The following is a 16,376-nucleotide window of genomic DNA, read 5'->3' on the forward strand; positions in this document are numbered from 1 at the left end:
AGCCGCCGGTAGGCGGCTGAGCTACTGCGGCTTGGTGACGCCGAACAGCTCACGCGAGGTGGCGAGGAGGGTCTCGTCACCGTCTTCGCCCGCCACGCGCATGCGGGTGGTCGGCGCGTGCAGCAGCTTGTTGGTGAGCGTGGTGGTGACCCACGCCAGCACCTCGTCCGCGTCACGACCGGCGGCCAGCATGCGACTGGCATGCTCCTGCACATCCGCGCTCACCACTTCAGCCTGGTGGCGCACTTCTCGGATCACAGGCACTGCATCGAGGAGCTTTAGGTTGCGCTCGAAGCGGGTGACCTCGTTGTCCACAATCTTGACCGCCGCCCGCGCCGCTTGTTCCCGCAGGCGCATGTTGTCTCGGACCACCTCTTCAAGATCGTCCACCGTGTACAGGTAGATGTCTGGTAGTTCACCCACCTCGGGGGCGACATCGCGCGGCACGGCGAGATCGACGATGAAAATGGGCTTACGCTTGCGCGCCTTGAGGGCCCGTTGCACCAGCGGCGCATCAAGGATCGGCTCTGGGCTGGCCGTGGAGCAAATCACCATGTCGGCTTCTGCCAGGTGCTCGCCGATGTCCGACAGGGGAACGGCGAAGGCGGAGAGTGAGTCCGCCAGGCGGCGGGCTCGATCCGCGCTGCGATTGGCGAAGATCATGCGCCGCAGGCCGCGGCTGCGCAGGTGACGCGCCGCCAGCTCGATGGTCTGCCCAGCGCCCACGAACAGTGAGGTCTGGCGCGAGAAGTCCGAGAAGATGCTGCTCGCAAGGCTTACGGAGGCGGACGCCACGGAAACTGCCGAGGCGCCGATGCCGGTGTCGCTGCGAACTTGCTTGGCCACGGAGAAGGCCTGCTGAAACAGGCGATTCAAGACCGGCCCGACCGCACCGTGTTCGCCGGCGAGGCGGTACGCGTCCTTCACTTGGCCGAGGATCTGCGGCTCGCCCAGGACCATGGAGTCTAGGCCGCATGCGACCCGGAAGGCATGGCGGATCGCGTCTCCCTGTTCCTTGGTGAACAGCGACTTATCGGCCTCGCCGCCGAGCGCGCGTGTCTCGCGCAGCCAATCGTTGGCCTGGGTACTGCCGTCGTCCGCGCCAACCACGTAGAGTTCTGTACGATTACAGGTGGAGACGATCATCCCCTCCTGCACGTCGGGCAAGCTGACCAGCGAGCGCAGCGCGTCCGGAATCCCAGCGGGGTCGAAGCTCACGCGCTCGCGCACGGCGAGGGGCGCGGTGTGGTGGTTCAACCCGAGAACGAAAAGCGACATGCGATTGCTATCCGGCCCAAAATGCCGACGATGACCTACTTTGGGATTTTCCGAGGTTCTGGCTGTCAACACAAGATGTCTCAGCCGCTGTCAGGTGCTTTTGTCATGTCGCCCGTCCATGCGTGACGACACCCACAGGCTCCCCTCCCTGTTGACGCGGCGCCCGCTTTGGGTACTCGCCGCCTTCCTAATGCCTATGGGTTGCGCAATGCAGCAGTCCTCGGATCGAGGTGAGGCGGAGGTGCCCTACGACGGCCAGCTCCCCTTCGTCAGCGCCAGTGGTGAGGCCAGTTACCACGTGCTGATGGGAGAGATTGCCCTGTCTCGCGGCGAATGGGGCGTGAGTGCGTCGGAATATCGAAAAGCCGCCGAGCTGAGCGAAGATCCCCAGACCGCCGAGCGCGCCGCCCGTGTCGCCTTCGATCACGGCTTGTGGGAGGACGCTCACGCCAGCGCGCGGCGCTGGTACGCCCTCGCCCCGCAGGCCACCGGCGCGCGCAGCATGCTCACGGCCATGGAGGTCCGCCGCGGTAACCGGGCACAAGCGCGGTCCCTGCTCGATCGCCTGCTCGCCGACGCCGAGCGCGAAGGTTGGCTCGGCGACGGCATCACGATGGCGGCGGCGCTGCTCAACGCCGAGGGCGCCTGGGGCACTGCCCTGCCGCTCATGGACGAGATTGCTAGTCGCTACCCGCAGATGCCCGAGGCGCAGGTGAGCTTGGCGACGCTCTACCTGCGCGCCAACCGTGCAGAGCGGGCACTTGCCCCGGCTCGCGAGGCCGTCCGTCTGGATCCTCAGTGGCTGCGGGCGCACACGCTGCTGGCCACCGTACTGCTCGAGTTACGGGAGATCGACGAGGCCTTGGACGTCGCTTCCGCCGCCGCCGAGCTCGCGGACGCAGGGCCCGACTACCGCTTGCGTCACGCGATGCTGCTGATCTCCGCCGGCCGCGAGGGCAAGGCGCGCGACATGCTCGCCGACCTGGTCGAGGAGTACCCGACCATGTCCGCCGCCTCGCGCCAGGCCGGCCTGTTGGCCCAGCGCCAGGGCCGCTACGACGACGCCAGGTCCTACTTCCGCCGACTTCTGGGCACCGGGCAGCAGACGGCCGCGCTCTACTTTCTGGGGCGCACGGAGGATCTGGCCGGCAATCGTACTGGCGCCTTGCGTTTCTATCGTCAGGTGAGCGGCGGGGAGTACCTGCTGCCCGCCCAGATACGCGTCGCCGCGATACTCGGTGAGCAAGGCCGAGTGGACGAAGCGCTCGAAGGCCTCGACGCCCTTGCCCAAACCGAGCCGCGCCATGCGGTTGACGCAGCGGAGGCCAGCGCTGCCGTCATGCGCCGGGCCGGTCGGGCGGAGCAGGCGCTCGCCACCTACGATGACGCCATTGTGCGTTGGCCAGACGAGCAGGGCTTTCGCTACGAACGTGCGTTCTTGCTCCTGGAACTTGACCGTGCGGGCGAGGCGATCGTGGCCCTAGAGGCGCTTGTCGACGACTATCCCGAAGACGCGAACGCCCTGAATGCGCTCGGCTACACCTTGGCCGATCGAACCGACCGCTACCGCGAGGCCTGGCGGCACATCCAGAAGGCGATCAGCCTGGAACCGGACAATGCCGCGATCATCGATAGCTTGGGCTGGATCGAGTACCGCCGCGGCCGTTTGGGCAGAGCCATCGCGCATCTACAGCGCGCCTATGCGCTGCTGCCCGATCCGGAGATCGCCGCACATCTGGGTGAGGTGCTGTGGATCGCCGGGCGGCGCCAAGAGGCGCGGTCCGTATGGCAGGCCGCCCTCAAGAGCTTCCCGGGCGATCAAGATTTGAGCGCCGTCATGGCGCGCTTCGCCGAGTGACGGGCGCGCCACAAGGGGACGAGCCTTGCGATTTCGTGCCCGTTCGTTGCGCACTGGCGGTCGTTCGCAACCCTTGTCGTCGTTGCCGAACGCCGCATTCCCCTCGCCGCCGATTGCTGCTATCACTCGGTGCGTGGGTCGTCGCCACCACCGGGGGATTGCATGGGTGCGCGACGACCCCTTCATTGCCACCGGGGGTAACGCCGAACATGGCCAGATACGAGCAACTGGAGCGGTTGCGCGACCTCGACTCGTGGTCGTTACAGGGCAGGGTAGCCCTTTCCACGAAAGCCGACAGTTTCAGCGGCTCCATCTTCTGGGAGCAGGTCGACGAAGACCTGAATCTGCGCTTTCGGGCTCCCCTCGGCCTCGGCGGGTTCCGCGTCAGCGGCGATGATGAGATTGTCGAGGTGGAGATGTCGTCGGGGGATTCGTTCATCGCTGAGGATCCCGGCCCGGAGTTCGAGCGGGCCTTTGGCTGGTCCTTACCCGTCCACAGCCTGCGCTACTGGATGCTTGGGCTTCCCGGCCCCGGCGAGTACCAAGAGTTGCTCGACGGGCGCGGCACACCGAGCCGCCTCAGCCAGGACGGCTGGACAGTAGAATATGAAGGATTTCAGCGCATTGACGACAGCTATCTGCCGACCAAGCTGCGCATCACCGGGCGCGGTGTGCGTATCAGGCTAGCGGTGGATCGCTGGAATCTGGAGCCCGTGGCAGCCGCGACGGCCCTCTAGGGCACCGCGTTTGCCCGTGCGCACCAGGGGCTCGGCCAAGACCTGCCGCACGGATGCGCCGCCCCCGCGTTGACACCCCTCGCCAACCCTCGGAAAATCGCGGGTTTCCCGGGTTCTGCCGCCGGCTCCGCGATCGACCATAGACGCTCGCCGGGGTAGGGTCCGAGGACCGATTTTTGGGGCGTAGCCAAGTGGTAAGGCAGCGGGTTTTGGTCCCGCCATGCGTAGGTTCGAATCCTACCGCCCCAGCCATCTTTCCTTTCCGTCGCTCAAAGGCTGTCGAGATCAACACCGTGCTGCCGCTTAAGGAACCCCAGTCCGAACGGGCCATGTCGGTGTTCGCCGGTAATGCCACGCCGGAGCTCGCCGCCAGCATCGCGCGCTACCTCGGCTTGCCGCTGAGCAAGTGCTCCGTCGGCCATTTCAGCGATGGCGAAGTGGCGGTGGAGATCATGGAGAATGTGCGCGGTCGCGACGCCTTCATCGTCCAATCGACCTGCCCGCCCACCAACAACAACCTGATGGAGCTCCTCGTGATGGCCGACGCCTGCCGGCGCGCCTCGGCGGAGCGCATCACGGCGGTGGTGCCGTACTTTGGCTACGCGCGTCAGGATCGTCGCCCCCGCGCCCAGCGCGTGGCGATCACCGCGAAGCTGGTGGCGAACATGATCACCACCGCAGGCATCGATCGGGTGCTAACCATCGACTTGCACGCCGACCAGATTCAAGGCTTCTTCGACATTCCCGTGGATAACGTGTACGCCTCGCCGGTGCTCCTCGGCGACATGTGGAAGCAGAAGATGCAGGATATCGTGGTGGTGTCGCCGGACGTGGGCGGCGTGGTGCGCGCGCGGGCCTTGGCCAAGCGCCTGGACGATGCGGATCTCGCCATCATCGACAAGCGGCGCCCGCGCGCCAACGAGGCGCAGGTGATGAACATCATCGGTGAGGTGGAGGGCAAGTCCTGTGTGCTTGTCGATGACCTCATCGATACGGCCGGCACGCTCTGCCAGGGTGCGGCCAAGCTAAAGGACAGCGGCGCCGCAGCCGTCGTGGCATACGTGACGCACCCAGTGCTGTCCGGCCCCGCCGTGGAGCGCATCGCCAACTCCGAACTCGACGAGCTAGTGGTGACCGATACCATCCCCCTCGACGAGCACGCGCGGGCCTGCCCGCGCATCCGTCAGCTCAGCGTGGCGGGGCTTTTGGGTGAGTCCATGCGACGGATTTCCGATGAGGAGTCCGTGAGCTCCCTCTACGTCGACTGAGCCTACTGAAAAGCTTTGGTGCGTGCGGTGACCAGGTCGCGGGTCACCGTGCGCTGTGTATCACGCTTCAACCTTGGAGATAACCATGAGCGTGGATTTTGAAGTGAGAGCAGACTTCCGGGAGGACCTGGGGAAAGGTGCGAGCCGCCGCCTGCGTCGTTCCGGTAAGGTGCCCGCCGTGCTGTACGGTGGTCACCGAGACCCTCGTGCCCTGAGCCTCGATCACGATCGGCTGCTGCATCAGCTCGACAATGAGGCCTTCTACTCGCAGGTGTTGACGATCACCGTCGGTGAGAAGTCCCAGCCGTGCATTTTGAAGGATGTGCAGCGACATCCGCACAAGATGCTGATCATGCACGTGGACTTCCAGCGGGTGATGGAGGACGAAGCCATCCGCATGCTGGTGCCGCTGCACTTTGAGGGCGAGGACAAGTCTCCCGGCAAGCGTGAAGGCGGTGTGTTCCAGCACACCCTGAACGAGATCGAGATCTCGTGTCTGCCCGCGAACTTGCCTGAGTTCATCGTGGTGGACTGCTCGGCGCTGGAGATCGACGGCAACTTGCACCTCTCGGACCTGACCTTCCCGGAAGGTGTCGAGAGCATCGAGCTCGCCAACCACAGCAACGACCTCACGGTGGTCAGTGTCTCTAAGCCGCGTGCGGCCAAGGCGGACACGGATGACGATGCTGGTAGCGCCGAGGGTGGCGGCGAGGAGAGCAGCGAAGGCTAAGGCTGCTCGCGCGTTCTCAAGGGATTATCCCGGCGGCCGGGTGACCGTAAGGTGGCCCGGCCGCTCTCTTTTCAGACCGGCAGTAGTGGGATGCGTAGGCCCGAAAGCGGTCCGCGATACGAAGCGACCATGAGTAACATCAAACTGATCGTTGGCCTCGGCAACCCGGGGCCCAAGCACGAGGCCGATCGCCACAATGCGGGCTTCTGGCTCGTCGATGCCCTCGCCAGCGCCGGCAGCGCCGGCAGCTTTGCCAGCGAGCGCAAGTTCCTGGGTGATATCTGCCAAGCCTCAATAGCGACCCGCAACGTGCGTCTGCTCAAGCCGACCACATTCATGAACCGCAGTGGTCAGTCCGTGCGTGCGGTGATCGACTTCTACAAGATCGAGGCCGAGGAGGTACTGGTGGTGCATGATGAGCTCGATCTACCGCCGGGCACAGCGCGCTTCAAGCGAGGCGGCGGCCACGGTGGTCACAACGGCCTGCGCGACCTCATCGCTCACATCGGCAAGCAGTTTATGCGTCTTCGGGTGGGGATTGGTCATCCCGGCAGCCGAGAGCAGGTGGTCGGATTCGTGCTCAAGGCGCCCGGTAAGAAGGAGGCAGAGCGAATCGACGATGCGCTACGTGAGTCGCTGAGCGCCGTAGAGTTGCTGTTGCGAGAGGGAGAGCAGAAGGCGATGAATCAGCTGCATACGCGTGCCAACGCCCCTGATGAACCCCCAGGTGAACACACCGCGACCCTAAGGCAGCAGGGCGTTGCGTCTAATGACAAGAAGGAAGAATCCTGATGGCTATTCGATGCGGCATCGTTGGCCTGCCCAATGTCGGTAAGTCGACCCTGTTCAACGCCCTTACCTCTGCGGAGATCCCGGCCGAGAACTACGCCTTCTGCACCATCGACCCGAACGTGGGGGTGGTGTCCGTGCCCGATCCGCGCTTAGGGAAGCTAACGGATATTGTGAGTCCCCAGAAGACGATTCCTACCACCGTCGAGTTCGTCGATATCGCCGGTTTGGTGGAGGGCGCATCTCGCGGTGAGGGGTTGGGAAACAAGTTCCTCGCGAACATCCGCGAGACTCATGCGATCGCCCATGTCGTGCGGTGCTTTGAGAACGATGACGTGATGCACGTAGCCGGGCGCGTGGATCCAGTGGGTGACGTGGAGGTGATCAACACCGAACTCGCCCTGGCGGACCTGGCGACTGTAGATAAGGCTCACGACAAGGTACGGCGCCAAGCGAACACGGGCGATAAGTCCGCGGTCGTGCAGCGAGACCTTCTCGCTCGCGTTCAAGCCCACCTCGATGAGGGCAAGCCGGTGCGTTCCCTGGGGTTGGAAGCGGAGGAGCTGGCGACGCTGCGTGAGCTTCACTTGCTGACGGTAAAGCCCGTGCTGTACGTGGCAAACGTCAACGACGACGGGTTTGAGCAGAATCCCCACCTGAACGCGCTGCGCGTGCTCGCCGAAGAGGAAGGTGCCCAAGTGGTCGTCGTGTGTGCGGCGATGGAGGCAGAGATCGCCCTTCTCGATGATGAGGACAAGTCGGAGTTCCTCATTGAGATGGGGCTGGAGGAGCCTGGCCTGGATCGCGTTATCCGCGGCGCCTACCGCCTGCTCGGCCTACAGACTTTCTTTACTGCAGGCGAGAAGGAAGTGCGTGCCTGGACCGTACGAGCTGGTGCTACCGCGCCACAAGCCGCCGGCGAGATCCACACGGATTTCGAACGCGGCTTTATCCGAGCGGAAGTCGTCGCCTACGAAGACTTCGTTGAGCACAACGGTGAGAGCGGCGCCAAGGAAGCTGGTCGCTGGCGCTTAGAGGGCAAGGACTACCTGATGGCCGAAGGCGATGTCATCCACTTCCGCTTCAACGTCTAGCGGCGTTCGGCGAGCTTGTAGATGATCCAAGTGGAACGGGGCCTTGTTCCCAGGCGCGGGCGCGACCACGAGAGTGCAGGCTCTACGGCATTAATGGCAGCGTGCCTGAGGTAAGGGCGTACCGGCGACTTCTCCGACATGCCGTGTTCGCCTCAGTAGTAAATGCGATCGATTTTTCGCATGTCGGCGTAGCGTCGCCTGTAAGGGCGGCCGACCCTTCCAGGTACTTCGCTGCGGCCTTGCGTCGAGACTGCCAAGAAACAAGTTGTCCACAGCGAGTAGCGTTAGTTTGCTAGCCAATCAGTTGTCGCGCTACCTGAAGCCCTTGCCGGTGGATAACCCTACGATTTCTCAGGCGGTCACCTGGTTTTGTGACTCAGTTGGCACTTTTTGGCACGCTTATCCCCAGCGGGCAGCGCGGGTGGTGGGTTTGGGCGACACCGGGAAATGTGTCCCAAATGGGTGGCGTGACGAGTAATCCACAGGATGTGAACATCGCTGATTGCTGCGTTGCAGCGCCATAAAAGTGAGCGAGATAAGCGAGCGTGTCGCGGTGCGGTGGCGAGTGTTTGACGATAGGAGGGCCGGGCCTAAGCCCGGTCGCTAGCTCTCGCCAGCGGATCCGGGCCGGCCCGCCGGGTCAGTGCACCGGGGGCTTCCCCTGGCTCCGCGCTAGGCGGCGAGTCAGCGCTCGCGCGAAGGCGGAGCGGCGATGGTCGAAGGTCTCCACGTGCTTGCGCTTGAGTGGATCGAAGTAGCGGTAGGTGCCCGGACCAAGGACTTCCTTGATCTGACCGTTCTCGTAGAGCACGCCGCGTTCATGGTCGGCGACGATGAAGGTCTGAGTGAGCATGCTGGTACCTCCCTTGGCGACACGCTCGAGCACGCGGCGAGGCCGTTCGGTCCTCGCGGGCTCAACCGCAACGCGGTCCTGCGATGGCTAGGGGCACAAAAAAGCCCCGCGCGGGTGATCCGACCGGGGCTATCCGGAAGGGCGCCGCTGGCAGCCCCTCGAGGTCCTTTGCTAGGAGGTTCGTGGGGCCTGTTCAGCCACCACTGCACAGCGTGATGGCTTGGGTATCGCTGTGTTGTGATGCGCCTTCCCGCTCGGGGCGGCAAGGCTGCGAAGGTTGCGAGTCCAATGAAGGATCCCTATGGCGGCGCGTACTCACGCCAAAGCCTGCTGAGTATGGCGGATTCGCTGTGGAGCAGCAAGGCAAGGGGTTCACGAAGCGGGAATTCCTTGGCAGCGGCCTGGACTTGCAACCCCTCACGAGGGCGTTGGCAGCTGCCGAAAATCCTTGCCGGGGGCGTTGACAGGATGTGGGTGTGGCGCCAGAATCGCGGGCTCGCTTCGGCGAGCGCGTGGCTATGTAGCTCAGCTGGTTAGAGCGCGGCACTCATAATGCTGAGGTCGGTGGTTCAAGTCCACCCATAGCCACCATCCTTCCCTACCTAGCCCTGGCGGCCGCTGCTCCCCCCTTTCTGAGCGGTGGTTGTGGCGCCCGTCCACCCGCGTCTGCGCACGGGCGGGGGTGCTCGTAAGCACGGATGGGCCACAGCGGTTCTCGACAGGCGCCTGGCTGCAGTCGGCCGCTTCCTCGACAGCGGCCCTCGTGGCCGCGGTTCCTTGACCTAGAGCCGGCGGCACGGGATCGCTTAAGCACTCCCGTAGGTTCGCGTAGCTTGCAACCGGATGAGGATCCGCAGTCATAGCCTAAATTTTCCGTTGGGCACTTTCCTGTCCTCGGCAACAGTAGGGAGTCGCAGCTGGCATCGTCGTGGGCTCTGGTGCTGGCGTCCGTGCGACGGTGCGACGCTTGCTTGATCTGGGTAGGGCTTGGCGTGGGGCGCGTCTATCGTCCCTCGCTCGCCGCCCGCACATCCGCCAGCCGCGCCTTCGCCAGCACGGTCGCCCGATCCTCAGCCCCGCGCAACTCGCTCAGCTGCTGGATAGCGCTCGTCAATAGGGACTCCGCCCGCTCGTAGTCCCCTGTCCTCCCGGCGCAGAGCCCCAGTACGCTCTCGCCCGAGGCGATGGTCCAATGCCCCTCAGGCAAGATCTGGCGTCGGGTCGCCAGCGAGCGCTCCGCCATGGTGAGCCCCAGCTGCGGTTTCGAGCCGGTGCAGTAGGTGATGCCGGCGATGTTCTGCACGTACGCCGTAATGAAGTGATCGGGGGCGAGGGCGGTCGCCGCCTGCGCTAGGGTGAGTGCGATCTGCGTTTCGGCTTCAGGCACGCGATCGTCATTGACTAGGAAGTGCGCAAAGCCGGTGCCGGTGATGATCGCTTGTGGGTGCGCCAAGCCCACTGACGCTTCGAACGCCGTCAGCGACTCGCGGTACATCTCCTGAGCCGCCTGCGTGCGCTCGAGTTCGCCGTACACGCCGGCGAGATTGGCGAGTCCGATCGCGCGCTGCACAGGGCGCTCCGTCAAATGACTCAGGGCCTCGCCGTAGAGCTCGGCGGCGGTTTCGAGCTCGCTGCGCTTGTGGTGTAGGCGACCGAGGTTGTTGAGTACTTGCGCGAACTGTGGCCCGTCGTCGAGCGCCGTTGTCTCGTAGAAGTCGATCGCTTCGTGGTAGAGCGCTTCCGCCTGCTCCTCCTGGTTGAGGTCTTCGTAGACCGCGCCGAGAGTGGCGTAGGCGGCCAGTGCCGTGGAGCCGCCACGCGCAGGTAAATCCGCCGTCAGTGACAGCGCCTCCCGTAAGGCATCGCGTGCCTGCGCATTCTGATCATTGTTGTGCAGCACCAGTCCGTACCAAGCGAAGGCGAGCGCCTTGCGAGCATCGCTCACGCCGGTGCCTTCGAGCTTATCGATGGCGGCTTGTGCGTAGGTCAGCGCCTGTGCGTACTCACCCCGCCCATCGTGCACGCGGCTCAGGGCACTCTCCACGTAGGCTCTGGCCACGGGGCTGGAAATGGACGGCACCTGCTCGGAAGCGATGCCGAGGATGTCCTTTACGGTTAGCTCTTGCTCACCACTCTCCCAGGGATTGGCTTCGGCGAGTAGAGACGTTAGAAAGTCGACCGTGTCCTGCGCCGTGTCACGTTCGCGTTGCGCGATCTGGCTTTGGTGGTCTGCCTCTAGATACGCCTGGCTGGTGGCGATGAGCGAGGCGACGAGTGCGGCCAAGGCAAGGCTCGCCGCGATCACGCCCTCACGATAGCGGCTCACGAAGCGACCGATTAGGTAGCGCCAGTCATCGGAACGTGCGCTGATCGGTTTGCGCGCGAGGAAGGCGCGCAGATCAGCAGCGAGGGCGGCTGCTGACGCGTAGCGGCGCGTCGGGTCCGAGTGCGTGGCGCTCGCGATGATTTGCGCGAGGTCCTTTGGCCCGTCATAGCGTCCCGCGAGATCTGCCTCGATGACCTCCCGATGGGCCTGGGCGAGCGTGAGGCCACTCAGGTCGAAGGCGCGCTCACCACTTAGCAGCTCGAACAGGTAAACGCCCAGAGAGTACACATCGGTGCTGATGGTGGCGGCATCGCCGTGCAAGCGCTCCGGGGCGCTGTAGGTGAGCGTCATCGGTGCCTGAGCTGCGCCGGTCAGATCGAGGGTGCCGACGCCGGCGATAGCCTGGTTCAGCTTGGCTACGCCGAAGTCGAGGAGCTTGGGTTCGCCGCTCTTGTCCACCAGTACGTTGCCCGGCTTGATGTCCCGGTGTAGCACCAGGTTGTCGTGGGCGAAGGCGACGGCGTCGCAGACCTTGGCGAACAGCGCCACGGTGCTGTTGCGGGGGCGCTCGGTGTCGTGTACCAGCAGCGCGCCGTCGATGTACTCCATGACTAGGAAGGTGCGGCCCTGGTCCGTGCCACCATCGAGCAGTTGGGCCACGTTCGGATGGTTCATTCGGGCTAGGATCTGGCGCTCGTTGGCGAAGCGCCGCTGAGCCTCGTCGCTGAACGCGCTGGCCCCCGCGCCAATTAGCTTGATCGCCACCGTGCGCTCGAAGGCCCCGTCGTCACGCTCACCGCGATAAACGATACCCATTCCACCCGCGCCGAGCGTATCGACGATGCGGTAGGGCCCGAGCTGCTCCGGCATCGGCTCGCTCGTGGCAGATAGGGCCCCGCCCGTGCGCAGACGGTCGGTATTGGCAGCATCTGCGGCGAGCAAGCGCCTCACGGTGGCCAGCAACTGGGCGTCATCGCCGCACTGCAGGCCCAGCCAATGCTCGCGGGTACCATCGGGTTGGGCGATGGCCTCTTGGAAAAGGGCCAGGGCCCTGGCTTGGAGTTCTCTTTCCATAGTCTTGCGTGTCCATGGCGACATCACCGAATGCACCTTAGGCGATTTCTTCCGGTGGGTGCACTTCGAGGGCTGCGGCTGTAAGGAGTCTCGCTGGACGCCCCGTTGGCGCCTGCCACCGCCGCAGATGCCCACGTATACTCTGCCTTTTGGTCGATCGCCGCAGCACGCAATGAATCTCGATGAGGATCTCACCCAGTTGCTCCACGCCTGGATGGAAGGGGATGTGGCGTCGCGCGATAAGCTCTTTGGGCTCACCTACGAGCCGATGCGCAAGATCGCCGCCAACCTGTTGCGGCATGATCGCCAGCGCCAGGGCATGCAGCCAACCGAGCTAGTCAACGAGTGCGCTATCCGCATGTTCGGTCTCAAGCAGATGGACTGGCAGGACCGTGCTCACTTCGCAGCGCTGGCGGCGACGATGATGCGGCGCATTCTCGTGGACGAAGCGCGCCGGCAGCGAGCGGGCAAGCGTGATGGCCAGGAGATCACCCTAGCTACCAGTCACCTCACAGACGGGGAAGAGACCTTGTCGGTGTTGGCGGTCGATGCGGCGCTGTCGGAGCTCGCCACGATCTCGCCGCCCCTCGCACAGGTGGTGGAAGTGAAATTCTTCGCCGGGCTTACCAACCACGAAGTCGGTACGGCGCTCGGGATTTCTGAGGCGACTGTCAAGCGTCATTGGCGCGCGGCGCGCGCCTGGTTGGTGGACGCGCTGCGGTAATCCTCAACCTGGGCGTTCACTCGACGCACGCTACACAAGCGCTGCGGCCGGAACACCTGAACATTCCGCTTGGTGCCGGCATCAGCCCAACACACCGTTGGCGACGGGAAAGGGCCATGACGCCACTAACGCTACTACTCCTCGTGATGATAGCCGTTACCGCTGTGGTAGTCGCGGCGCCGCTACTGCTGCTCGCGCCCCAGCGTCTGGATGAACTCTCCGGTGCGGGTCCGGGCTCCGCTTTGCTCTATCGCCTTTACGGCGTGGCCATTTCCGCGCTCCTCGTGGCGTATGGGGCGGGCGCTTTGGCGGCTCAAGCCGGTGTGTTTCCGGCGGCCGTTGTGGCAATGGGGATCGTCTCCAATGCCGGTGCAGCCGCAGTCCTTATCGTGCATCCTGAAGTGCGCAAGCGAGCGGTGGGAATCGCCTTCTTCGGGGTCATCGCGGTGGGCCTGGCCGTCGCCGCATTCGCCCCGGAGTGGGCGACCACTAGGTTCGCTTAGGCCGTTCTTGGCGCTGCCGGTGGCCGCCTTGCGCGCCAGCCCTCCATGGATGAATGAAAAAGGGGGCGCCGCATACGCGGTCGCCCCCAACTGGAGAGTGTTGTCGCTAGCGCTTAGGGCAGGCGCGAGAGCGTCACGCTCACGAGCACATTCGGCGCCTGCTCGTCGGCGAAGGCCTCATCCTCCTCGTCCGGCCCGCCGCTAAGCTGCGGGTCGAGCTCACCGTCTACGCGGAACACCTGCACCACCCGCAGGATGTTCTCATCGCTTGAGGCCAGCTTGTAGAAGGTCACGGTGAGTATGCCCTCCGGGTCCTCAGGTCCGGCGATCGGGAAGACGTGCAAAGTGCCTTCATCGTCGACGGCCCACTCGAACTCCGTCGGGTTCTCTCCCTGGATATCGTATACGCCGAAGCCGCCGCCCTCGAACTGGATCATCGCCGTTTCTTCGCCAGCGAGGGTCTGCTCGATCCACAAACCTAGGAGGTTCTCTTCGTCGAAGCTCGTCACCCGATCGACCACGATGGAGCGCTGCTCGTCGGGTTCCACCAGCAGTGTCATCTGATCCTCGCCGAGGCCTGCCACCACAAGAACGTTGGCGACATCGTCATCGTCGTCTTCGAAGTTCACGCTGAGTACGCCCTGGCCGTCGATGATCCACTGGCCTTCGTCCTCACCGAAGTCGTAGCCGCCGATCTCTCGGCGTTCGAAGATCTCGGTGAAGGTGCCGTCGGCACCGAACGTGAACAGGCCAATCTCCTGGTCATCGACCTGGGCGTAGGTCTTGCCAGCCAGTGCTGCCGTATTGGCGGCGTCGGGCTGCGGGCCTTCAGCGATCTCTTCCGAGTACTGCAGGGTCTCTACAAATATCTCTCGGAAACTGGTGCCGTCGTCCTCCAGTTCCGTAGCCACCACGAGCACTGTGAGCAGGCCCGTGCTGGTACGGTCGAGGAGGGTCATCGTAGCGTTCTCGCCGTCGGCTTCGGCGAGGTTCAGCACGCCGCTATCGTCGACCCGCCAGGTGAAGCCGCCGTCCTGGAAGCCGCTCTCGAGGTCGAGCTCGTAGCCGTTGCCGTCGCCGAGGAAGACGAGGGCTTCCTCATGGTCGTCTTCGAAAGCGTTCTCTTCAGCCTCATCGTCCTCGAACTCCACCTCAAAGATGGTGTAGGTGCCTGGGACGGTGGCGGTATCGAAGCCCATGTCGGCGAAGCGTAGGAACACGGCGGAGTCGGTCTGCGGGCCGTCCTCTTCTTCCGCCTCGCCCGAAGGCTCGTCATCGCCGCTGCGCTCTACGGACACTTTGACTACATCGCCGGAGACAGCAATCAGAGTCACTAGCTCAAACTCGACCGTGCCGTCGGCCTCAGTGAAATCGATGCGCAGCTGACCTGCCTCGTTGATGGACCAGGTGAAGTCCTCGGCAGGGACGGCGTCGTAGTAATCGTCGTAGTCGTCGCGGTCGCCGACGTCACGATCGTCCTCGAACCCTTCGCAGAACTGCTCTTCACCGGTATCGGACCCGCCGGTGGGATCCTCGCCCGGAGCGACACCTGCATCGTCTTGTGCTACGCCGTCCTCACCGACGCCGGAGCCGTCGTCGTTCTCGACGCTGTCGTCGAAGCCATCGCCCGTGCCGTCGTCTAATGCGTCCTCATCAACGCCGTCATCTTCCTCGACAGGCGGCGGTGCCGCGCCGTCAGGGGGCGGTAGGCAAACCTCTGGCGCGTCGTTGCCGTCGCGCTCGAAGTCGTCGTCGAGTTCGCCATCGTCGTCGAAGCCGAAGTCTTGGCGTAGGCCTTGGCCGCCGGCGAAGAACACGAAGACGGAGTCGTCATCACTCGGCATGTAGACGCCCGGGACGGTCTCTTCGGTCCAAGCGACAGTGGCGTTGCCGTCAGTGAGCACCAGGTCCACCGCCTCGTCGAGCGTGCCGGGGTTGGTGACCTCGAGGTCCTCCACGAAGGTGGTAGTGCCCTCGGCGATCGCTTCCGCGAGCGCCTGCGTGTCGTCGATGCCCTCGGGCAGGGTGACTCCCTCGATGGCCTCGACCACCACCTTGATGGCGGCAGACAGCTCCAAGAGTTCATCGGCGTCAACCATCTCAGCGGCCGTCTCTAGCTCGTCGAGGTCGTCGATTTGGCCGTCGTCGGTGAGCTGCGTCGCGAGCACGAACTGGGCAGTAGTGACGTTGGTGATGTCCACCGCCTCCACTACGCCTTCCTCGTTGGCCGCTTCCTGGAAGCCTTCGAAGTCATCGAGCAGGGCAGTGAACCGGGCGGCGCCGTTGGGGTCGACCGCTTCGCACAGCACCAGCGCATCTGGATCCGTACTCGAGATTTCCACCGTGTAGGCGCCGTTGGCGTCGGTAGGGGTGGGCGCTTCGAACTGCTGGCCGTCCACCGTCAGGGTGACGATGGCGTTGGCGATCGGCGCATCGGTGACCACACCACTGACGGTGACGGTCTGCGCAACGGAATCATCACCCGTATCGCCGCCGCCCGTGTCGTCGCCGGCATCATCGCCACCGGTATCGCTGCCACCGGTGTCACCACCTGCGCCGCCACCGCCGGTGTCGCCGCCCGTGTTGCCGCCGCCGGTGCCACCACCGCCCGTCGAGCCACCGCCGCAAGCGCTCAGCCCAAGCGCAAGAAGCGCGCAGGTGAGCAGTGCGAGTAAACGTTGTCGCGTCATTCGAGGTTCTCCCCACAGAGATAGTTATCGATACGGATAGTCCGCTTCAGATCCGTACGATGCGGACGCTCGCTCGGGTCGTGCGCGACAGTGCGGGAGAACCGGGTAGCCCGGAGAGCTCGAGCGGATTTCACAGGCTCGGCGCCTTCGGCAGCTCCGCTGTCCCCACCTCGCGAAGTGGGGACCGGTGGCTTTGCGACCCTGCCTCGCGACAGGTGTGCCGTTCTCGATGCGCTGTGGCGATACGCTCACATCGGATCGCCTCGAAGTATTGCTATCCGTCCGCCGCTCGAATGTGATCGCCTTCAACGGATGGGACGTTCGCGACAGCGAGCTGCATCAAAACGGTGCGCTAGCGCACATCGCGCTTGACCTAATCCGGGCGGAGGTGACGGCGACCTAGCTTGTCGCGATGCAGCGCCTTCGCGACCTATCCGTAGCGCGCGGTCGCT

13 protein-coding genes, 2 tRNA genes and 1 riboswitch are annotated in these 16,376 nt (G+C 64.4%); of the genes, 11 read left to right on the forward strand and 4 right to left on the reverse strand.

Features of this window, described 5'->3' with window-relative positions:
* Positions 1–21: 21 nt before the first annotated feature.
* Positions 22–1,278, reverse strand: a complete 1,257-nt coding sequence (gene hemA / locus AAGA68_02180; GenBank protein ID MEM9383841.1) for a glutamyl-tRNA reductase — start codon at positions 1,276–1,278, stop codon at positions 22–24.
* Between the two features lie 208 nt (positions 1,279–1,486).
* On the opposite strand from hemA, the gene AAGA68_02185 reads away from it, so the two are divergent.
* From AAGA68_02185 to ychF, 7 genes are all read left to right on the forward strand, one after another.
* Entirely contained in the window at positions 1,487–3,136 is a 1,650-nt protein-coding gene (locus AAGA68_02185) for a tetratricopeptide repeat protein (protein MEM9383842.1), read from the forward strand.
* Positions 3,064–3,873, forward strand: a complete 810-nt coding sequence (gene lolB / locus AAGA68_02190; GenBank protein MEM9383843.1) for a lipoprotein insertase outer membrane protein LolB — start codon at positions 3,064–3,066, stop codon at positions 3,871–3,873. The genes AAGA68_02185 and lolB overlap by 73 nt, the downstream gene beginning before the upstream one ends.
* A 177-nt stretch (positions 3,874–4,050) precedes the next feature.
* A tRNA-Gln gene (locus AAGA68_02195) sits at positions 4,051–4,125 on the forward strand.
* Positions 4,126–4,166: 41 nt separating this feature from the next.
* Positions 4,167–5,141: a ribose-phosphate diphosphokinase gene (locus AAGA68_02200; GenBank protein MEM9383844.1), complete on the forward strand. Its 975-nt coding sequence runs from the start codon at positions 4,167–4,169 to the stop codon at positions 5,139–5,141.
* A gap of 85 nt (positions 5,142–5,226) precedes the next feature.
* On the forward strand, positions 5,227–5,871 hold the full coding sequence (locus AAGA68_02205) for a 50S ribosomal protein L25/general stress protein Ctc (protein ID MEM9383845.1): 645 nt from the start codon (positions 5,227–5,229) through the stop codon (positions 5,869–5,871).
* A gap of 129 nt (positions 5,872–6,000) precedes the next feature.
* Positions 6,001–6,663, forward strand: coding sequence for an aminoacyl-tRNA hydrolase (gene pth / locus AAGA68_02210; GenBank protein ID MEM9383846.1), 663 nt, complete (start codon positions 6,001–6,003; stop codon positions 6,661–6,663).
* Positions 6,663–7,754, forward strand: coding sequence for a redox-regulated ATPase YchF (ychF, locus tag AAGA68_02215; protein ID MEM9383847.1), 1,092 nt, complete (start codon positions 6,663–6,665; stop codon positions 7,752–7,754). The genes pth and ychF overlap by 1 nt, the downstream gene beginning before the upstream one ends.
* Positions 7,755–8,394: 640 nt before the next feature.
* Here the strand turns inward: ychF and AAGA68_02220 are convergent.
* Entirely contained in the window at positions 8,395–8,607 is a 213-nt protein-coding gene (locus tag AAGA68_02220; GenBank protein MEM9383848.1) for a hypothetical protein, read from the reverse strand.
* Between the two features lie 514 nt (positions 8,608–9,121).
* Between AAGA68_02220 and AAGA68_02225 the strand changes: the two genes are divergently transcribed.
* Positions 9,122–9,198: transfer RNA gene (locus tag AAGA68_02225), tRNA-Met, on the forward strand.
* A gap of 412 nt (positions 9,199–9,610) precedes the next feature.
* Here AAGA68_02225 and AAGA68_02230 read toward each other — a convergent pair.
* Entirely contained in the window at positions 9,611–12,007 is a 2,397-nt protein-coding gene (locus tag AAGA68_02230; GenBank protein ID MEM9383849.1) for a serine/threonine-protein kinase, read from the reverse strand.
* A 172-nt stretch (positions 12,008–12,179) separates the two neighbouring features.
* Here AAGA68_02230 and AAGA68_02235 point away from each other — a divergent pair, with 172 nt between their 5' ends.
* Together AAGA68_02235 and AAGA68_02240 are read left to right on the forward strand one after the other, a co-directional pair.
* Positions 12,180–12,731, forward strand: coding sequence for an ECF-type sigma factor (locus tag AAGA68_02235; GenBank protein ID MEM9383850.1), 552 nt, complete (start codon positions 12,180–12,182; stop codon positions 12,729–12,731).
* A 116-nt stretch (positions 12,732–12,847) separates the two neighbouring features.
* Entirely contained in the window at positions 12,848–13,234 is a 387-nt protein-coding gene (locus AAGA68_02240; protein MEM9383851.1) for a hypothetical protein, read from the forward strand.
* 113 nt (positions 13,235–13,347) lie between these two features.
* Here the strand turns inward: AAGA68_02240 and AAGA68_02245 are convergent, their stop codons facing one another.
* A complete protein-coding gene (locus AAGA68_02245) occupies positions 13,348–15,924 on the reverse strand; it encodes a carboxypeptidase-like regulatory domain-containing protein (GenBank protein ID MEM9383852.1) in 2,577 nt (858 codons plus the stop codon).
* Positions 15,925–16,070: 146 nt separating this feature from the next.
* Positions 16,071–16,156: riboswitch (cyclic di-GMP riboswitch) on the reverse strand.
* On the opposite strand from AAGA68_02245, the gene AAGA68_02250 reads away from it, so the two are divergent.
* Positions 16,118–16,327 carry a hypothetical protein gene (locus AAGA68_02250; GenBank protein MEM9383853.1) on the forward strand — a complete coding sequence of 70 codons (210 nt, stop codon included), beginning with the start codon at positions 16,118–16,120 and terminating at the stop codon, positions 16,325–16,327. (Overlaps the previous riboswitch by 39 nt.)
* The last annotated feature ends 49 nt before the right edge of the window (positions 16,328–16,376 follow it).

Source organism: Pseudomonadota bacterium, assembly GCA_039193195.1.
Lineage (GTDB): Bacteria > Pseudomonadota > Gammaproteobacteria > Steroidobacterales > JBCBZW01 > JBCBZW01.